Raw genomic sequence first — 18,477 nt, 5'->3', positions numbered from 1 at the left:
TTATTGCGTGATGTGAAGCACACGGAAAAAGTGCTACGTTCCGATCGCGATTCCGCTACGGGATCGTTTCCTGCTCCCTGTTCCAGGGGCCCCCCTCCAGGAAACAACGGCGATGAACCAGCCCTACGGCGAGCGTGCGCGCTCGTGGTCGCACGCATGTGCGGCACCCCCTTCTATGGCGAACACCGGTGGCCTGCGGCAGCAGCCGGGCCGGCGCACGCGCGCACTGCTGCCGGCGCTGGCGCTGGGCCTGGCGGCCATGGCGGCCGGACCGTGTTTCGCCGGTGCCTGGGTGCAGGACGAGGGCGCCGCGCTGGCGATCCTCAAGGCCAGCCACAGCGATGGCGGCGCGGTCTACAACAGCCACGGCCAGAGCCAGAATTTCCCCGATGCCGGGCGCAGCCGCCAGGACCAGCTGAACTTCTATGCCGAGTATGGATTGAGCGCCGACCTGACCCTGGTCGGCAACTTCTATTTCAGCAAGGTCGGCTACCGCAACGACAGCGGCTACGGCGACCAGCACACCACCGGCTGGGCCGACCAGGAAATCGGGCTGCGCTACCGCCTGGACCCGGACGGCCGCGACGGCCCGTGGCAGGGCGCGGTGCAGGTGCTGGCGCTGATTCCCGGCTACGGCCGGCAGGGCGCCGACGACCGCGACCATCCGGCGCTGGGGCAGGGCGACTACGGCGCCGAACTGCGCTACAGCGTCGGCCGCGGCTACCGGGCCGGCAGCCGCGACGGCTACGTGGACCTCGGCGCGGCGGTACGCCTACGCGGCGGCGACTCCGCCGACGAGGCGCGGCTGGACATCAGCAGCGGCCTGGCGCTGGCGCCGCGCTGGATGCTGATCGGCGAACTCAACGTGATCCAGGGCCTGGGCAACGGCAACGGCCCCAATCCGGTCTACGCGCCCGGCACCCCGATCCGCGGCAACAACTACGACCTGACCAAGCTGCAGGCCTCGCTGCTGCACACGCTGCCCGGCGGCACCCAGTTGCAGCTCGGCTACCAGCAGCCGGTGGCCGGGCGCAACACCGGCGGCGCCGGCGGCCCGTTCGTGGCCGCCTGGTGGCGGTTCTGAGGAGGCGGCCGTGAACGAGTCCATGGCCGGCGCCAGCGCCGGCGACGCGATCGGCCCGCTCGGCAGCGTGCCCGAACCGCGCGGCTGGCAGACCCCGATCGGCACCGCGCTGGTCGAAGCCGGGGTCATCGACGCGGCGCAGCTGCAGGACGCGCTGGCGCTGCAGGCGCGCTGGCGTTCGCGCCTGGGCGATGTGGTGCTGGCCCAGCGCGGGGTCACCGCGCTGCAGTTCTACACGGTGCTGTCGGCGCATTTCGGGCTGAACTTCGTCAACCTGCTGCAGCAGCCGATCGACCCGGCGCTGTTCGAACCGGAGCGGCTGGCCGAATACGCGCAGCGCCTGGTGCTGCCGTGGCGCCGCGAAGAGGGCCGGCTGGTGCTGGCGGTGGCCGATCCCGGCCCGGAGACCTTCGCCTGGGCGCGCAACCTGTACGGCGCGGACGTGCGCTTCGTCGGCACCTCCAAGTTCGACATCGTCTGGGGCCTGCAGCAGCAGGCCGACGCGCAGCTCACCCACGACGCGCTGAACCTGCTCGCCGAGCATGCGCCGGAGCATTCGGCCAGGCAGGTCGTGACCCGCAAGCAGGTGGTGTTCCTGTGGGCGCTGGCGGTGCTGCTGGTCCTGGCCCTGGCGCTGTGGCCGGTGGCGAGCCTGATCGCGATCAACACGGTGATCGGGGTGGCGTTCCTGGCCACCTTCGGCCTGAAGTTCGCGCTGGCCTGGCGCGGCGCGCGGCGCCGCATCGACATCAAGGTCAGCGACGAGGAGGTCGCCGCGCTCAGCGACGAGGACCTGCCGGTGTATACGGTGCTGGTGCCGATGTACAAGGAGCCGGACGTGCTGCCGATCCTGGCCAACGCCCTGCGCCGGCTCGACTACCCGACCTCCAAGCTGGACGTGAAGCTGGTGCTGGAGGCCGACGACATCGAGACCATCGAGGCGGCCAAGGCACTGGGCCTGGAGGCGTTCTTCGAGATCATCCGGGTGCCGCCGTCGCAGCCCAAGACCAAGCCGAAGGCCTGCAACTACGCGCTGCAGTTCGCGCGCGGGCAGATGCTCACCATCTACGACGCCGAGGACAAGCCGGAGCCGGACCAGCTCAAGCGCGCGGTCGCCGCGTTCCGCAAGTCGCCGGCCGACGTGGCCTGCATCCAGGCGCGGCTGAACTACTACAACGCCGACGAGAACTGGCTCACGCGCATGTTCACGCTGGAATACACGCTGTGGTTCGACTTCTACCTGCCGGCGCTGGAAACGCTGCGCATCCCGATCCCGCTGGGCGGCACCTCCAACCATTTCCGCCTGGACATCCTGCGCAAGGTCCATGCCTGGGACCCGTACAACGTCACCGAGGACGCCGACCTGGGCGTGCGCCTGACCCAGCAGGGCTATCGGGTCAGCGTGGTCAACTCGACCACGTTCGAGGAAGCCAACGTCAGCATCCCCAACTGGATCCGGCAGCGCTCGCGCTGGCTCAAGGGCTACATGCAGACCTGGCTGGTGCACATGCGCGATCCGGTGCAGCTGTACCGGTCCACCGGCTTCCGCGGTTTCTGGGGCTTCCAGCTGTTCGTCGGCGGGACTTTCTTCACCGCGCTGGTCGCGCCGCTGATGTGGTTGAGCTACGGCCTGTGGCTGGCGGCGGGGTCGAAGTTCTTCGATCCGTTCTTTCCGCCCGCGCTGCTGTACCTGAGCCTGCTCAACCTGCTGCTGGGCAACGGCTTCCTGATCTACATGACCCTGGTGGCCGCGTTCAAGCGCGACTACTTCCGGCTGGCGCCGTACGCGCTGACCGTGCCGCTGTACTGGCTGCTGCAATCGATCGCCGCCTACAAGGGGCTTTGGCAACTCATCCGCAATCCGTTCTACTGGGAAAAGACCACCCATGGCATCAGCAAGCACATGGCCGAAGAGCGCCGCGCCGCCCTCGACGACTGAGACGCCGGGCCGCTACCGCGGCGCGCCGGTGTTCGTGGCCACCGCTGCGCTGCTGGCGCTGCTGTGCCACCGGTTGCTCGCGCACGGCTACATGAGCGACGACGCGATGGCGCAGTACGCCAAGCTGCTGCTGTTGCGCGACGCGGCCGGTTTCCGCACCGAATACCTGGGGTTCCTGTACGCGCAGGCCTCGCTGTACCTGGGCCTGCTGATCGGCGGCGTGCCGGGGCTGTCCACGCCGTTGCTGCCGTACCTGGTGGACGTGCTCGCCGGCGCGGCGATGGTGACCCTGCTGTGGCGCGATCTCGCCGCCGGCCTGGGCCGCGGCTGGGCCTGGGGCCTGTGCGCGGCGCTGGTGCTGCAGCCGTTCTTCCTGTGGCCGACGCTGTCGGGCAACAACCAGGGCCTGGGCCTGCTGGTGTTCTACCTGACCTGCCGCGCGCTGCGCCATTTCCGCGGCGACCCGGAAGCCTTCGCCTACCTGCGCCTGGCGCTGGGCCTGTGCCTGCTGTTCTTCGTCGACGAACGCGCCTGCTTCCTGGCCGTGGCGATGGCGCCGTGGCTGGGCCTGATCGCGCCGCAGGGCATGTTGCGGCGCGCGCCGGTGTCGTTCTACCTGGTCTGCTACCTGCCGTTCCTGTTCGCGGTCGCGACCTGGATGTACCTGAACTACCTGTTCTTCGGCGACGCGCTGCTGTTCGTGCGCGACCAGCATTCGGCGTTCCGCGGCAGCTACGCGCAGGCCGCGCTGCAGCCGTGGCTGCAGCAGGCGCTGGCGCGGCCGTGGTGGCCGCCGCTGTACCTGGCGCTGGCCGGCCTGGTCACCACGCCGCTGCTGTTGCTGGTGCGGCGCGCGCGCCTGGGCAGCACCTGGCGCTGCGTGCTGGTGGCGACGGTCACCGTGATCGGCGCCGGCACGCTGGCGGCGTGGGCGCGCTTCAGCGCACAGCCGCTGGATTTCCTGGCGCTGATGGTGGTGCCGGCGGCGCTGGTGCTGGGCGATCTGCGCCGCGAACTGCGCTGGCCGGCCCTGGCGCTGCTGCTGCTCGGCGCGGTCGCCAGCAGCTGGGTCATCGCCCAGACCGCCGCCTCGACCACCCGCGACTGGGCCGCGGCGTTGCGCGCGCCGGTGGCGCCGCGGCATCCGGACGAAGCGCGGCTGGGCGCCTGGCTGGCCGAGGCGCGGCTGCCGACCCTGCTCGACGACCGCGCCGGCTACGCGGTGATCGTGGCGCGCGGCGACGCGCAGGGCCTGGTCCTGCCGTTCGACCCGCGCTACAAGCGCGCGCTGGACGACCCGCGGCAGATGCCGGCGCAGGTGGTGGTGGCCGACCCGGCGAGCCAGGCCGGGGCGCTGGACAGCGTCAACCGGCGCCTGCCGCAGCTGTGGCAACAAGGCCTGCCCGGCTACAGTCTGGTCTACCGACAAGGGTCCTACCGGGTATGGCGTCGATTGCCGTGAGGTGGCTGGCCGGCATGCTGTTCGCGATGAGCGCGTGCGGCTGCGGCGCGGCCACGCCCGCGGCGGCGCCGTGGATGGGCGCCAACGTCAAGGTGTCGGCGCAGGCGCCGTGGGGCAGCGCGGCGGCGCAGCGCTCGCTGCAGCAGTTGGCGGATGCCGGTGCCGAACGCGCGCTGCTGGTCGCCTTCGTCTGGCAGGCCACGCCGCAGTCCGACGATCCGGTGCTGGGCAGCGACAGCAGCGTGGAACAGGTGCGCGCCGGGCTGCGGCAGATGCGCGCGGCCGGCCTGCAGCCGGTGCTGAAGGTGCATCTGTGGATCCCGGGACACTGGGCCGGCGATGCCGCGCCGGCCGATCGCGAAGCCTGGTTCGGCGCCTACCGGCGCGCGCTGTTGCAGCTGGCGCAGGTCGCCGCCGAGGAGCGCGCCGAGGCCCTGATCGTCGGCACCGAATTGCGCGGCCTGCAGGACGCGCCGCAGTGGCCCGAGCTGGTCGCGGCGGTGCGCCAGGTCTACCGCGGCCCGCTCGGCTATGTGGCCGACGGCCTGGAGCAGGCCGAGCGCTTCGGCTACTGGGACCGCTTCGATTTCGTCGGCACCAGCCTGTACCCGGCGTTGGCGGCGGTGCCGGCGCAGCGGCTGGCGCAGATGCGCGCCGCGGCGGCGCGGGTGCAGGCGCTGGGCACGCGCAGCGGGCGCCCGGTGTGGGTGGCGGAACTGGGCCTGCGCTCGGCGCGCGGCAGCCTGGCCGCGCCCTGGGAGAGCCCCGAACAGCGCAGCGCCGCGGTGGATACCGCCTTGCAGGCGCAGGTGCTGAAGGACTGGCGCCGCGTGCTCGGCGAACAGCGCATCGCCGGCATCGCGATCTGGTGCTGGTACACCGATCCGGACGCCGGCGGCGCGCACGACAGCGATTTCACCGTGCAGCACAAGCCGGCGCAGGCGGTGCTGGCGCGTGGCGCCGCGCCCTGACGCTTCCTGCAGGAGCGGCTTCAGCCGCGACCGGCATTACCGGTAGCGCCGGTCGCGGCCGAAGCCGCTCCTGCAGAAGAGCCGGAGTGAGCCGGCAACACGCTGGGCGCATAATCGCGCGATGATCATCGATTCGTTGCTCGACACCGACCTCTACAAGTTCACGATGATGCAGGCGGTGCTGCACCAGCATCCCGGCGCGCAGGTGGAATACCGCTTCAAGTGCCGCACCCCGGGCATCGACCTGGCGCAGTTCCTGGAGCAGATCTCGGCCGAGATCGACGCGCTGTGTGCGCTGCGCTTCCGCGACGAGGAACTGGACTACCTGCGCGCACTGCGCTTCATCAAGCCGGACTTCGCCGATTTCCTGGCGCTGTTCCACCTCGACCGCAAGTACCTGCAGCTGCAGGCCTCGGCCACGGTGCCGGGCGAGATCGAGCTGAGCATCCGCGGGCCGTGGCTGCACACCATCCTGTTCGAAGTGCCGCTGCTGGCGATCGTCAACGAGGTCTGGTTCCGCAACACCGGCGGCGACGACCAGGCCGAGGGCCTGCGCCGGCTGCAGGCCAAGATCGCGCTGCTGCGCGACAGCAGCGGCTACGGCGCCTGCGCGATCGCCGACTACGGCACCCGCCGCCGCTATTCGCGCGCCTGGCATGGCGAACTGCTGCCGGTGCTGCAGCAGACCCTGGGCACGCAGTTCGTCGGCACCAGCAACGTGTATTTCGCCCGCCGCTACGGGCTGACCCCGCTGGGCACGATGGCCCACGAATACCTGCAGGCGTTCCAGGCGCTGGGCCCGCGGCTGCGCGATTCGCAGGCCGCGGCGCTGGAATCGTGGGCGCGCGAATACCGCGGCGACCTCGGCATCGCCCTGTCCGACGTGGTCGGGCTGGACGCCTTCCTGCGCGATTTCGACCTGTACTTCTGCAAGCTGTTCGACGGCATGCGCCACGATTCCGGCGACCCGTTCGAATGGGGCGAGCGCGTGCTGGCGCACCTGCAGCGGCACCGGGTGGACCCGCGCGGCAAGGTGCTGGTGTTCAGCGACGGCCTGGACATCGACAAGGTGATGCGGCTGTACGCGCATTTCCACGGCCGCTGCATGCTCGCCTTCGGCGTGGGCACCAACCTCACCAACGACCTGGGGCCGGCGCCGCTGCAGATCGTGATCAAGATGGTCCGCTGCAACGGCCAGCCGGTGGCCAAGCTCAGCGATTCGCCGGGCAAGAACCTGTGCGACGACCCCGCCTACCTGGCCTACCTGCGCCAGGTCTTCGACGTGGCGGCCGATCGTCAATAGTGGGACGTGGGCATGCCGACAGGCGCTCCCATTGCGGCGAGAATGGGGGCCGTCGTCCGGTCGGCGGAGACTTTGCTGTGGCGCAGCAGTGGGCTATGATTGGCGGGCAAAGTGAGAACTGTGTCGCATTAGTGGCAGTCCCCGCCATATTGGCATTGCGTTTGCTAGGTACCCTTGCAGCGCACGCGCCGTGCCATTTTTCCAGCAGAGGCATCACCCGATGAGCTCTCCCGAGCTACACACGCATTTCCGCACCCAGGCCTGTTCGCGGCAGTGGCGCGGCTTTCTGCGGGCGTTGGCCCAGGAGTTCGCGGCGGAGCTGGCGGCGGAGGACATGGCGCTGCTGATGGCGCGGATCGGCCGCCGTTTCGCCGACGAGCACCCGATCGGGGCCTGCGCGACGCTGGACGAGGTGCAGGCCGGGGTCAACCGCGTGTGGGACAGGTTGGAGTGGGGCTATGCGCGTTTCGAGGAGCAGGCCGACCGGGTCGACCTGCACCACGTCGGCTCGCCGTTGCAGATCGCCCTGGCCGGGGAGACGGCCGGAGCGGATGGATTCCTGGAAGGGGTGTACCACGCCTGGTTCGAGCAGGCCGGCATGTTGGCGGGTCTGGGGATCCGCGCGGTGCCGGCCGTCGAGGAAGACGTCCGCCGTTTCGTGCTGTGCCGGGTCGCCTGAGCGGGCTGCCCGGATTCCACCGGCTACACAATCATCTTAGGGGGTGATCGATGTCCAAGAAGAACGACCATGCGGGCGCCGACGCGGCCGACGACATTTCCAGCCTGTTCGCCAAGCTCGGCAGCCAGGGCGCCAGCGCGTACCAGGACTTTTCCGCGGCGCGGCTGAGCGCGCCGGAGCCGGTCGCTGCCGAACCGCTGCCGCCGGCGGCACCCGCGCCGACGCTGTCGGTGGTGCGCGCGCCGGCCGAACCCCGGCTGGTGGTGGCGTTGCCCGCGGCCAGGCCGGTCCCGGCGGCCGAGCCGGCCGCGCCGGCGCCGGCCGCCACGACGGCTACGCCGCTGACCCAGCTGTTCCAGCGCCTGCTCGACGGCGGCCGCGATCGCGCGCCGACGCCCAACAGCCCGCTCAAGCGGATCCTGATCCGCTGACCCGTGCGCGGCCGCCGTGCCGCGTCTCGCCGTCCTGTCGCCGCGCGGAGGGGAAAACGCGCGCCGGCCTCGCCCCACTTCGCTAGGAATCGCTGATGAGCGCTGCGTCCGCATCGCGTACCGGTCAACCCATGCACACACTGGCCACCTGGTCGCTGTGGGCGCTGGGCGCCTTGTTGTTGGTGTTCGTGGTCGCCATTCCGATGGACGTGCCGCAGCAGATGCTGTTCTCGCTGGTGGTGTTCGCCGCGGCGCTGCTGCTGCGCCGCAGCGGCAGCCGGCTCGCCGTGCTGGTGATGATGTCGCTGTCGCTGGCGATGTCCTCGCGCTACATCTGGTGGCGCATCACCCAGACCATGGGCGTGAGCAGCGTGGTCGATCTCAGTCTCGGCCTGGGCCTGCTGCTGGCCGAGGTGTATGCCTTCACGATCCTGGTGCTGGGCTATTTCCAGGTGCTGTGGCCGCTGAACCGGCGCCCGGTGCCGCTGCCCGCCGACCAAGGCGCGTGGCCGACGGTGGACCTGTTCATCCCCACCTACAACGAACCGCTGTCGGTGGTGCGCTCCACCATCCTGGCCGCCAGCGTGATGGACTGGCCGGCGGACAAGCTCAACATCTATCTGCTCGACGACGGCCGCCGCGACGAGTTCCGCGACTTCTGCGCGCAGGCCGGCATCCACTACGTCACCCGCACCAACAACTTCCACGCCAAGGCCGGCAACATCAATGCCGCGCTGAAGAAATCCAGCGGCGAATACGTGGCGATCTTCGACTGCGACCACATCCCGACCCGCTCGTTCCTGCAGGTGGCGATGGGCTGGTTCCTGCGCGACCGCATGCTGGCGGTGGTGCAGATGCCGCACTACTTCTTCTCCGCCGATCCGTTCGAGCGCAACCTCGGCAACCACGGCAAGGTGCCCAACGAGGGCGAGCTGTTCTACGGCCTGCTGCAGGACGGCAACGACCAGTGGGACGCGACCTTCTTCTGCGGCTCGTGCGCGGTGATCAAGCGCAAGCCGCTGGAGGAAGTGGGCGGGGTGGCGGTGGAGACGGTGACCGAGGATGCGCACACCGCGCTGAAGCTGCACCGGCGCGGCTACCGCAGCGCCTACATCACCGTGCCGCAGGCCGCCGGCCTGGCCACCGAGAGCCTGTCCGGCCACGTCGCCCAGCGCATCCGCTGGGCGCGCGGCATGGCGCAGATCGCGCGGCTGGACAACCCGCTGCTCGGCAAGGGCCTGCGCCTGTCGCAGCGGCTGTGCTACGCCAACGCGATGCTGCACTTCTTCTACGGGCTGCCGCGCATCATCTACCTGACCGCGCCGCTGGCCTACCTGTTCTTCGGCGCGCACGTGATCCACGCCTCGGCGCTGATGATCCTGGCCTACGCGCTGCCGCACATCATGCAGGCCAACCTGACCAACCTGCGTACCCAGGGCAAGTTCCGCCACCTGCTGTGGAACGAGGTCTACGAGACCACGCTGGCCTGGTACATCCTGCGTCCGACCCTGGTGGCGCTGTTCAATCCCAAGCTCGGCAAGTTCAACGTCACCCCCAAGGGCGGCCTGGTCACGCGCAGCTATTTCGACCGGCAGATCGCCAAGCCCTACCTGTTCCTGCTGGTGCTGAACCTGGCCGGCCTGGCTGCGGGGGCGATGCGCCTGATCTACACCGATGCCACCGGCGAAGCGCAGACGATCTGGTTCAACCTGGCCTGGACCGTCTACAACGTGCTGCTGCTCGGCGCCACCATCGCCACCGCCAGCGAGATGCGCCAGGTGCGCCGCTCGCACCGCGTGCCGCTGGACATCCCGGCCACGCTGTACCTGCCCGACGGCCAGGAACTGGCCTGCCGCAGCGTCAACTTCTCCACCGGCGGCATGGCCCTGAACCTGGTCGAGACGGCGCCGGTGGAGCCGGACACGCTGGTCGACGTGGGCCTGTCGCATCGCAACAGCGAAAAGCGCCTGCCGGCGATCGTGCGCCACGACCGCGACGGACACATCAGCGTGCAGTTCCGCGCCATGTCGATCGAACAGGAGCGCTGGCTGGTCGCCTGCACCTTCGCCCGCGCCGACATCTGGGTGTCGCAGTGGGGCCGCCACGACCGCGACAACTTCTGGAAATCGATGGGCCAGGTGTTCGCCGCGAGCATGCGCGGCTTCCAGCGCCTGGGCCAGCATGTCGGCGACAGCGTGCGCGGCGGCTTCCGTTCGCGTCCGGCCGGCGAGGAATCCGCGCCGTGACGCGCGTTGCCCGGTCCTTCCTTCCCTCTTTCTTCCGGTTGCCCTCGATGCGCCTACCTGCCTTGGCTGCGTGCTGCCTCACCATCCTGTCCGGCCTGGCGCTGGCGCAGGAACCGACTCTCCCCGCCGCGCCGACCGCGCCGCCCGCCACCGGCGCGGCCGCGGTGCCAGCGCCGGCGGCCCCCGTGCTGGGCGTGCAGGAGCGTTCGGCGACGCTGAAGCAGCTGGGCATGGACTACGAGATCACCCTGCGCGGCATCCAGGGCAGCGCAGGCGTGTCGTTCAGCGCGCGCACCGACGAAGTGGTCGAGGCGGCGACGCTGCACCTGAGCTACAGCTACTCGCCGGCGCTGCTGCCGGAGCTGTCGCACCTGAAGGTCACCGTCAACGGCGTCACCGTGGCGACCCTGCCGGTGACCCGCGAGAACGCCGGCAAGCTGCAGCAGACCGACGTGCCGATCGACCCGCGCCTGGTCAGCGACTACAACCAGCTCAACCTGCAACTGATCGGGCACTACACCCGCGAGTGCGAGGACCCGGACCACACCAGCCTGTGGGCCAACATCGACCCGGCCACGCGGCTGTCCCTGAGCACCACGCCGCTGGTGCTGGCCAACGACCTGGCGCTGCTGCCGGTGCCGTTCTACGACAAGCGCGATACGCGCCGGCTGGAACTGCCGTTCGTGTTCCCGCAGCGCCCGGACCTGGCCACGCTGCGCAGCGCCGGCATCGTGTCCTCGTGGTTCGGCGCGCAGGCCGGTTACCGCGGCGCGCTGTTCAGCGTCTCCATCGGCGACGTGCCGGCCACCGGCAACGCGGTGCTGTTCGCCACGCCGAACACGCTGCCGGCGGAACTGGCCACCGCGCAGAACGGCCTGGGCGAGATTGCCGGCCCGACCCTGGCGGTGCTGTCCAACCCGCGCGATCCGGCCGGCAAGCTGCTGCTGGTGCTCGGCCGCAACGACGCCGACCTGCAGCAGGCGGCGACCGCGCTGGCGCTGGGCACGCCGTTCAACGGCGCCGTGGCCAGGATCGGCGAACTGAAGCAGGCGCAGCCGCGCAAGCCCTACGACGCGCCGAACTGGATCTCCAGCGACGGCCCGGTACGCTTCGCCGACCTGGTCGCGCAGACCTCGCAGTTGAACGTCAGCGGCTACCACCCGGACCTGATCCGGGTCGGCCTGCAGCTGCCGCCGGACCTGTTCGTGTGGCAGCGCGACGGCATCCCGGTCAACCTGCGCTACCGCTACACGGTGCCGGACGTGCGCAACAAGTCCGCGCTCAACGTCAGCATCAACGATGCCTTCGTCACCACCCTGCCGCTGAGCGGGCGTGCGTACGCCGAATCGCTGCCGCTGCAGTGGTGGCACGACCTCAAGGCCAAGGGCGCGATGCCGGTGGAGCAGAAGCTGCTGCTGCCGACCGGCCCGTTCTCGGCCAACAGCCAGCTGCGCTTCCACTTCTTCTTCGACCGCCCGCAGGCCGGCGAATGCAAGAACACCTTCCCCGACGTGTCCGGCGCGATCGACGCCGACTCGAGCGTGGACCTGAGTTCGTTCCACCACTACATGGCGATGCCGAACCTGGCCGCGTTCGGCAATGCCGGCTATCCGTTCACGCGCCTGGCCGACCTGTCCGAATCCACCATCGTGGTGCCGGACGAGGCCAGCGACCAGGACATGTCCAACCTGCTGACCCTGCTCGGCAAGCTCGGCGCGTCCACCGGCTATCCGGCGCTGCGCGCCACGCTGATCCATGCCGGCGAGGTGGACCAGCACGCCGACAGCGACCTGCTGGTGTTCGGTTCCTCGCGCTCGCAGCCGCTGTTCCAGCGCTGGAGCGAGCACCTGCCGATCGGCGAGGGCGCCAGCGGCCGGCGTTTCTCGATGACCGACTGGGCGCGCGACAAGCTGCCCGGTTTCCTGTCCTTCGACGCGCGCCGCACCGACCTGCCGACCACTGCCGAAGTGGCGGTGAAGCCGGCCCCGGGCGACGTGGTGCTGATGGGCTTCGAGTCGCCGCTCAAGCCCGGGCGCAGCGTGGTCGCGCTGCTGGCCGAGGACCCGTCCAGCGTCGGCCAGCTGTTCGACGCCTGGTTCGAGCCGGCCACGCTGAAGGATTTCCAGGGCAGCGTGGTGTTGCTGCAGCAGGGCAAGATCCGCAGCCTGGCCGGCAACCAGACCTATTACGTCGGCCACCTGCCGCTGCCGACCTGGGCGCGCTGGTACTTCTCGCAGCATCCGTTGCTGCTCGGCCTGGTGGTGGTGGTGCTGAGCCTGCTGCTGGCGCTGGCCGCGCGCGTGGTGCTGCGCCGGCATTCGGCGCAACGGTTGCGGGAAGGGCAATGACCCCGCACGCGCGCCAGCGCCGCTGCCTGCTCGGCGGCGTGCTCGCCGCGGGCGCCGCGGCGCTGCTGCCGTCGCCGCCGGCCGTGGCCGCGGCGGCCGCCTGCGCGCCGTGGCGCGAATGGACCAGCTTCGTCGCCAAGCACATCGACGACAGCGGGCGGGTGATCGACTTCAGCAACGCCGACCAGCGCAGCACCTCCGAAGGCCAGTCCTACGCGCTGTTCTTCGCGCTGGTCGCCAACGACCAGGTGCTGTTCGACCGGCTGCTCGGCTGGACCCGGCACAACCTCAGCGGCGGCCGTCCGCAGCAGGTGCTGCCGGCCTGGCTGTGGGGCCGCGCCGGCGATGGCAGTTGGCGCGTGCTCGACGACAACACCGCCAGCGATGCCGACCTGTGGATCGCCTATGCGCTGCTGGAGGCCGGGCGGCTGTGGAAGCGGCCCGGCTACACCCAGGCCGGCATGCAGACGCTGGCGCTGGTGCGGCGCCAGGAACTGGCCGACCTGCCCGGCTTCGGCGGCATGCTGCTGCCGGCAGTGAAGGGCTTCGCCAAGCCGCAGCGCTGGACGCTCAACCCCAGCTACCTGCCGATCCAGCTGCTGCGCCGTTTCGCCGCGGCCGATCCGAAAGGACCGTGGGCCGGACTGGCGCAGCGCAGTGCGCGCCTGCTGCGCGACAGCGCGCCGGTCGGCTTCGCCCCGGACTGGATCGGCTGGGACGGCCGCGCGTTCGTGGCCGATCCGGACAAGGGCCCGCTGGGCAGCTACGACGCGGTCCGCGTATACCTGTGGGCCGGCATGCTCGATGCCGGCGAACCGCTGCGCAAGGCACTGCTCGAGGACCTGTCCGGTCCGCTGCAGCAATTGCAGGCGCAGGGCCACTTCAGCGAGAAGGTCGACACCCGCCTGGGCGTCGGCAGCGGCACCGCGCCGCCCGGCTTCGCCGCCGCGCTGCTGCCGTACCTGAGCGCGCTGCGCCAGCCGCTGCTGCTGAAGGCGCAGGCGCAACAGATTCCCGCGCCCGGCGATGCCGCCGCGGCGAAGCTTCCCTATTACGATCGGGTGCTGGTCCTGTTCGGACGCGGCTGGCTCGATAACCGCTATCGCTTTTCCGCAGACGGCCTGCTGCAGCCCGCCTGGAGAACCCAATGTTCCGCATGAACCTCAAGCCTCTGTACCTGGCCGGCATGATCGACCTGTGCCTGCTCGCCGGCAACGCGCACGCGCAGGCCGGCAACGCCACCCAGCAACTGGTCAGCCAGGGCAACTACTGGCACGACCAGGGCCGCGACGACCTGGCCGCCGATACCTGGCGCAAGCTGCTGCGGGTCGATCCGAACCAGCCCGACGCGCTGCTCGGCCTGGCCCAGATCGACCTGGCGCAAGGCCGCCAGGGCGAGGCGCGCAAGCGCCTGCAGCAGTTGCAGAAGGTGCATCCGCAGGCGCCGCAGACGCAGCGCCTGAGCCAGGCGATCGGCGGCACCGGCGACAGCATCAACCTGCGCAATGCGCGCCGCGCCGCCTCGGCCGGCCGCTACGTGGAGGCGGTGCGCGAGTACCAGGCGCTGTTCGACGGCAAGGCGCCGCCGGACCACCTGGCGCTGGAGTACTACCAGGCCCTGGCCGGCACCCCGCAGGGCTGGGACGGCGCCCGCGACGGCCTGCGCCGCCTGGCCGCGGCGCAGCCCAACAACAGCGCCGCGGCGCTGGCGCTGGCGCAGGTGCTGACCTACCGCGAGCCGTCGCGGCGCGAGGGCATCGCCCAGCTCGGTGCGATGAGCAAGCGTCCCGACGTCGGCGGCCCGGCCCGCGCCGCGTGGCGCCAGGCGCTGCTGTGGCTCAATGCCGGCAATGCCGACGCGCCGCTGTACCAGGCGTTCCTGGCGGCCAATCCGAACGATGCCGAGGTCGCCGCCAAGGCCACCAAGCTGGGCGAGCAGCGCGCGGCGCAGGCCGGCGATCCGGCCGGCGAACAGCTCGGCGAGGCGTTCAAGGCGCTCAACGCCGGCAACCTCGCCGTGGCCGAACAGCGCTTCACCCAGGTGCTGCGCGCGCGTCCGCGCGACACCGACGCGCTTGGCGGCCTGGGCTCGGTGCGTCTGCGCCAGCAACGCTTCGGCGAGGCGCAGGAACTGCTGCGCCCGGCCGCGGCCGGCAATGGCAAATGGCGGTCGGCGCTGGACAGCGCCCGCTACTGGCTGCAACTGCAGCAGGCGCAGGCCGCGCGCGGCCGCGGCGACAGCGACGAAGCGCTGCGCCTGACCCAGCAGTCGCTCAAATTGCAGCCCAACGAAGCCACCGGCTACGTACTGCTCGGCGACCTGCAGTCGGCCACCGATGCGGCCGCGGCCGAGCGCAGCTATCGGCAGGCGCTGGCGCTGAGCGCCGACAACGCCGGCGCGCTGCAGGGCCTGATCGGCCTGTACAGCCGCCAGGGCCGCGCCGACGAGGCCAGCGCCCTGTTCGCCAGACTCAGCCCGGCGCAGCGCGAAAAGGCCGGCGGTGAAGCCACGCTGCGCTCCAACGTGCAGCGCGCGCGCGCCAAGCAGGCGCTGGAGGCCGGCGACACGGTCTCGGCGCAGAGCGAACTGGAAGCGGCGATGGTCGAGCGCCCCGGCGATCCATGGGTGCGGCTGGACCTGGCGCGGCTGTACCAGCAGGCCGGTCGCCCGGACCAGGCGCGCAGCGTGATGGACGGCCTGCTCGCGGTGCACGGCGACATGCCCGAGGCGCTGTACGCCAATGCGCTGCTGGCGCAGGAACGCGGCGACTGGGCCAGCGCCTACGCCAGCCTGGAGCGCATCCCCAGCGCGGCGCGGACCGCGGAAATGAGCGCGCTGCGCAACACCGCCTGGGTCGAGCAGCAGGCCGCGCAGGCGCGGCTGTTGCAACAGCAGGGCCGCGCCGGCGAGGCGCAGCTGCTGCTGGCGCGCACCGAGGCCGCGCTCGGCGGCGCGCTGGAACAGCCGGCGCTGCTGGCGTCGATGGCCGGCGCCTACGCCGACATCGGCAGCAACCAGCGCGCGCTGACCCTGGCGCAGCGCCTGGTCGCGCAGAACCCGGGTACCGAGGCGCGATTGCAGTACGCCAGCGTGCTGCTGCGCGCGCAGCAGGACGCCGAACTGGCGGCGACCTTGCGCCAGTTGCGCGACACCGACATGAACGCCGAGCAGCAGCGCCGCTACCAGGCCCTGCGCAGCGGCTACACGCTGCGCCAGGTGGACGCGCTGCGCGAACTGGGCAACCTGGAAGCGGCCTACGACGCGCTGGCGCCGCTGCTGGCGCAGCAGAACCAGGATCCCAAGGCGGTGGCCGCGCTGGCGCGGCTGTACGCCGCCGCCGGCGACCAGCGCCAGGCGCTGGTGCTGTACCAGCAGCAGCTGCAGCAATCGCCCAACGACCTGGACACGCTGATCGCCGCGGCCAACACCGCCGCCGCGCTGCGCGACCTCGACAGCGCCGAGGACTATCTGCAGCGCGCGCTGGCGCAGGCGCCGGACTCGCCGGCGGTGCTGAGCGCGGCCGGCCGCGTGTACCGCAGCGCCGGCAAGAGCCGCAAGGCCGAAAGCTATTTCCGCGCCGCGCTGGCGGCGCAGGCGCGCGAGGCCGGCCAGCACGACAACGGCCTGCCGGCGGCCAACGGTCCGGCGTCGTTCGCCGGCGCCGGGCGCCCGCTGAACCCGTTCGCCGGCATGAGCGGACGCATGCCGCGCAGCCCGGCGGTGATCTCCGACAGCCTCGGCGGCGGCTACCCGGCGCCGGCCTACGCCAGCGCCGCACAGGCGCCGCTGCCGGCAGCGCCGGCGGCGAGCGCCTATGCCGGCGGCGACGACCTGCCGCCGCCGGCCAGCGCCAGCGCCGCTCCCGCCGGCGTGCAGCTGGCGGCGCTGCCGGTGCCGGGCCAGCGTGCGCCGGCCGCCAGCCTGGCCCCGTCCTACTATCCCGACGACCGCGTGGTCGCCACCGGCAGCGCACGCCAGGCGCAGGCGCTGGCCACGCCGGCGCGGACCGGCACCGTGCTCGACGAACTGCGCGAAGTGCAATCGGAGAACAGCGACAGCCTGGCCGCCGGCGCCACCTACCGCGCCCGCGACGGCGAGGCCGGGCTGGGCAAGTTGAACGACCTGGAAGTGCCGCTGCACGGCGAGTTCGCGGTCGGCGAGGGCAAGCTCAGCGTCGATGTCACCCCGACCCTGCTCGATGCCGGCACGCTGGACAACGCCTATTCCACCGCCAGCCGCTTCGGCGCCGGCCCGAGCGCTGCGATGGGCGACGCCCTGGCCGCCGATCGCACGCCGATCGATGACCTGATCGGCAGCGACCTGTACCAGCTGCTGCTCACCGAAGGCGACACCACCGCCACCCGCAACGCGCTGCGTACCTACGCGGTGAACACCGGCCTGTACAACGAGCTGTACAACGACACCGACGCCAGCCTGACCAACGCGCAGCGCGAGGCGGCGGCGCTGCAGGCGCTGTATGCCGAACCGCTGTCGGTGTTCCTGCTCGGCAACGTCGCCGCCGACGTCTCGATCAGCACCCTGGCCAGCGCCATCCTCGACGACGCCTCGCGCAGCGCCGACCTCAGCGCCGCCGACATCACCCGCTTCAAGGCGCTGGCCGCCAACACCACCGCGGCCAGCCTGACCCCGGCCGGCTTCAGCCAGGCGCTGTACACGATGGCCGCCAACGGCAACGGCGCGCGGCGCCTGGACCAGAACACCAATGGCGTCGGCGTGTCGGTGAAGTACAAGAACGGCGGCTTCGCGGCCGACCTGGGCAGCACCCCGATCGGCTTCCCCGAGCAGCGCATCGTCGGCGGCGCCGGCTACCGCGGCCAGATCGGCGAGAACCTGAGCTACTCGGGCCAGGTGTTCCGGCGCGCGGTCAGCGACAGCATGCTGTCCTTCGCCGGCGTCGACGACGGCCGCGCCGGGCTGCGCTGGGGCGGCGTGACCAGCAACGGCGTGCGCCTGTCGGCCACGCTCGACAACGGCCTGCTCGGCGGCTACGCCAACCTCACCGCCGACCGCGTGATCGGCCACAACGTCGCCGACAACGACCACCGCCAGGTGGACCTGGGCGTGTACGTGCACGCGCTGGAGACCGAGAACCAGTCGCTGACCGCCGGCCTCAACCTGACCGCGATGCAGTACGACAAGAACCTCAGCGGCTACACCTACGGCCAGGGCGGCTACTTCAGCCCGCAGGACTACGTCGATCTCGGCTTCCCGGTGCACTGGAGCGGGCGCTCGTCCGGGCGCAAGGTCAACTGGAGCGTGGACGCCAGCGTCGGCGTGCAGCATTTCCGCAGCGACGACAGCAACTACTTCCCGACCAGCGCGCAGATGCAGCAGGACGCCTACGACGCGGCATCGCTGGCCGCGCTGCTGGGCCTGGTGGACACCTACACCGCGCCGGTCTACGCCGGGCAGAGCAAGACCGGCGTGTCCTACAACATCGCCGGCGCGGCCGAGTGGCAGCTGGCCCCGCAGCTGTTCCTGGGTGGCAGGCTGATCTTCAACAACGCCCGCGACTACAACCAGTTCAGCACCAACCTCTACGTACGCTTCGTGCTCGACCGGCTCGGCGCCGGCCTCGGCCGCCGCCCGCAGGTGCTGGCCTCGCCGTACGTGGGCGAGTAGGGCAGGGGCCTGGCGATCGGGCCGCCCGGTGCACTGTAGGAGGGGCTTCAGCCCCGACCGGTAGCCGCAACCGGCGTGGTGTGCGGCTGCGTTCGTCGCGGCTGAAGCCGCTCCTGCAGGGGCCCGCGGCAGGCCGGCTGGGTGCACTGTAGGAGGGGCTTCAGCCCCGACCGGTAGCCGCAACCGGCGTGGTGTGCGGTTGCGTTCGTCGCGGTCGAAACCGCGCCTGCAGAGGCCTGGCGATCGGCCGGCTGGGTGCACTGTGGGAGGGGCTTCAGCCCCGACGCCATCCGCAACCGGAACGCTGGCAGCCGCACGAACGCCCCACAACGCTGCAGGCGCGCCGCGCTCGGCGGATAATCGGCGGCAT

The 18,477-nt window shown here is 71.1% G+C and carries 11 protein-coding genes; all 11 read left to right on the top strand.

Annotation, left to right across the window (positions count from 1 at the left end; translation table 11 throughout):
* Positions 1 to 112 precede the first annotated feature (112 nt).
* Entirely contained in the window at positions 113 to 1,084 is a 972-nt protein-coding gene (locus tag AB3X10_RS18815) for a hypothetical protein (protein ID WP_369976939.1), read from the top strand.
* A gap of 22 nt (positions 1,085 to 1,106) precedes the next feature.
* Entirely contained in the window at positions 1,107 to 3,023 is a 1,917-nt protein-coding gene (locus AB3X10_RS18810; protein WP_369981894.1) for a glycosyltransferase family 2 protein, read from the top strand.
* A complete protein-coding gene (locus AB3X10_RS18805; protein WP_369976938.1) occupies positions 2,971 to 4,485 on the top strand; it encodes a hypothetical protein in 1,515 nt (504 codons plus the stop codon). Before AB3X10_RS18810 ends, AB3X10_RS18805 begins: the two co-directional genes overlap by 53 nt.
* The gene (locus tag AB3X10_RS18800; RefSeq protein WP_369976937.1) at positions 4,467 to 5,456 is read left to right on the top strand and encodes a glycoside hydrolase family 113; all 990 of its coding nucleotides are present in this window, start codon (positions 4,467 to 4,469) and stop codon (positions 5,454 to 5,456) included. The genes AB3X10_RS18805 and AB3X10_RS18800 overlap by 19 nt, the downstream gene beginning before the upstream one ends.
* A gap of 121 nt (positions 5,457 to 5,577) precedes the next feature.
* Positions 5,578 to 6,759, top strand: coding sequence for a nicotinate phosphoribosyltransferase (pncB, locus tag AB3X10_RS18795; protein ID WP_369976936.1), 1,182 nt, complete (start codon positions 5,578 to 5,580; stop codon positions 6,757 to 6,759).
* Positions 6,760 to 6,979: 220 nt separating this feature from the next.
* Positions 6,980 to 7,438: a cellulose biosynthesis protein BcsD gene (gene bcsD, locus AB3X10_RS18790; protein ID WP_369976935.1), complete on the top strand. Its 459-nt coding sequence runs from the start codon at positions 6,980 to 6,982 to the stop codon at positions 7,436 to 7,438.
* A 50-nt stretch (positions 7,439 to 7,488) separates the two neighbouring features.
* Entirely contained in the window at positions 7,489 to 7,869 is a 381-nt protein-coding gene (locus AB3X10_RS18785; protein ID WP_369976934.1) for a hypothetical protein, read from the top strand.
* A gap of 95 nt (positions 7,870 to 7,964) precedes the next feature.
* A complete protein-coding gene (gene bcsA / locus AB3X10_RS18780) occupies positions 7,965 to 10,115 on the top strand; it encodes a UDP-forming cellulose synthase catalytic subunit (protein WP_369976933.1) in 2,151 nt (716 codons plus the stop codon).
* Positions 10,116 to 10,162: 47 nt separating this feature from the next.
* A complete protein-coding gene (bcsB, locus tag AB3X10_RS18775) occupies positions 10,163 to 12,463 on the top strand; it encodes a cellulose biosynthesis cyclic di-GMP-binding regulatory protein BcsB (protein WP_369976932.1) in 2,301 nt (766 codons plus the stop codon).
* Positions 12,460 to 13,623 (top strand): cellulose synthase complex periplasmic endoglucanase BcsZ, encoded by a 1,164-nt coding sequence (gene bcsZ, locus AB3X10_RS18770; RefSeq protein ID WP_369976931.1) that lies wholly within the window; start codon positions 12,460 to 12,462, stop codon positions 13,621 to 13,623. The genes bcsB and bcsZ overlap by 4 nt, the downstream gene beginning before the upstream one ends.
* Positions 13,611 to 18,107 (top strand): cellulose synthase subunit BcsC-related outer membrane protein, encoded by a 4,497-nt coding sequence (locus AB3X10_RS18765; RefSeq protein ID WP_369976930.1) that lies wholly within the window; start codon positions 13,611 to 13,613, stop codon positions 18,105 to 18,107. The genes bcsZ and AB3X10_RS18765 overlap by 13 nt, the downstream gene beginning before the upstream one ends.
* The last annotated feature ends 370 nt before the right edge of the window (positions 18,108 to 18,477 follow it).

Origin of the sequence: Xanthomonas sp. DAR 80977 (assembly GCF_041240605.1) — a bacterium.
GTDB classification, from domain to species: Bacteria; Pseudomonadota; Gammaproteobacteria; order Xanthomonadales; family Xanthomonadaceae; genus Xanthomonas_A; species Xanthomonas_A bundabergensis.
The sequence above is the reverse complement of the archived record's forward strand: the minus strand, read 5'-3'. Positions and strand labels throughout refer to the sequence as shown.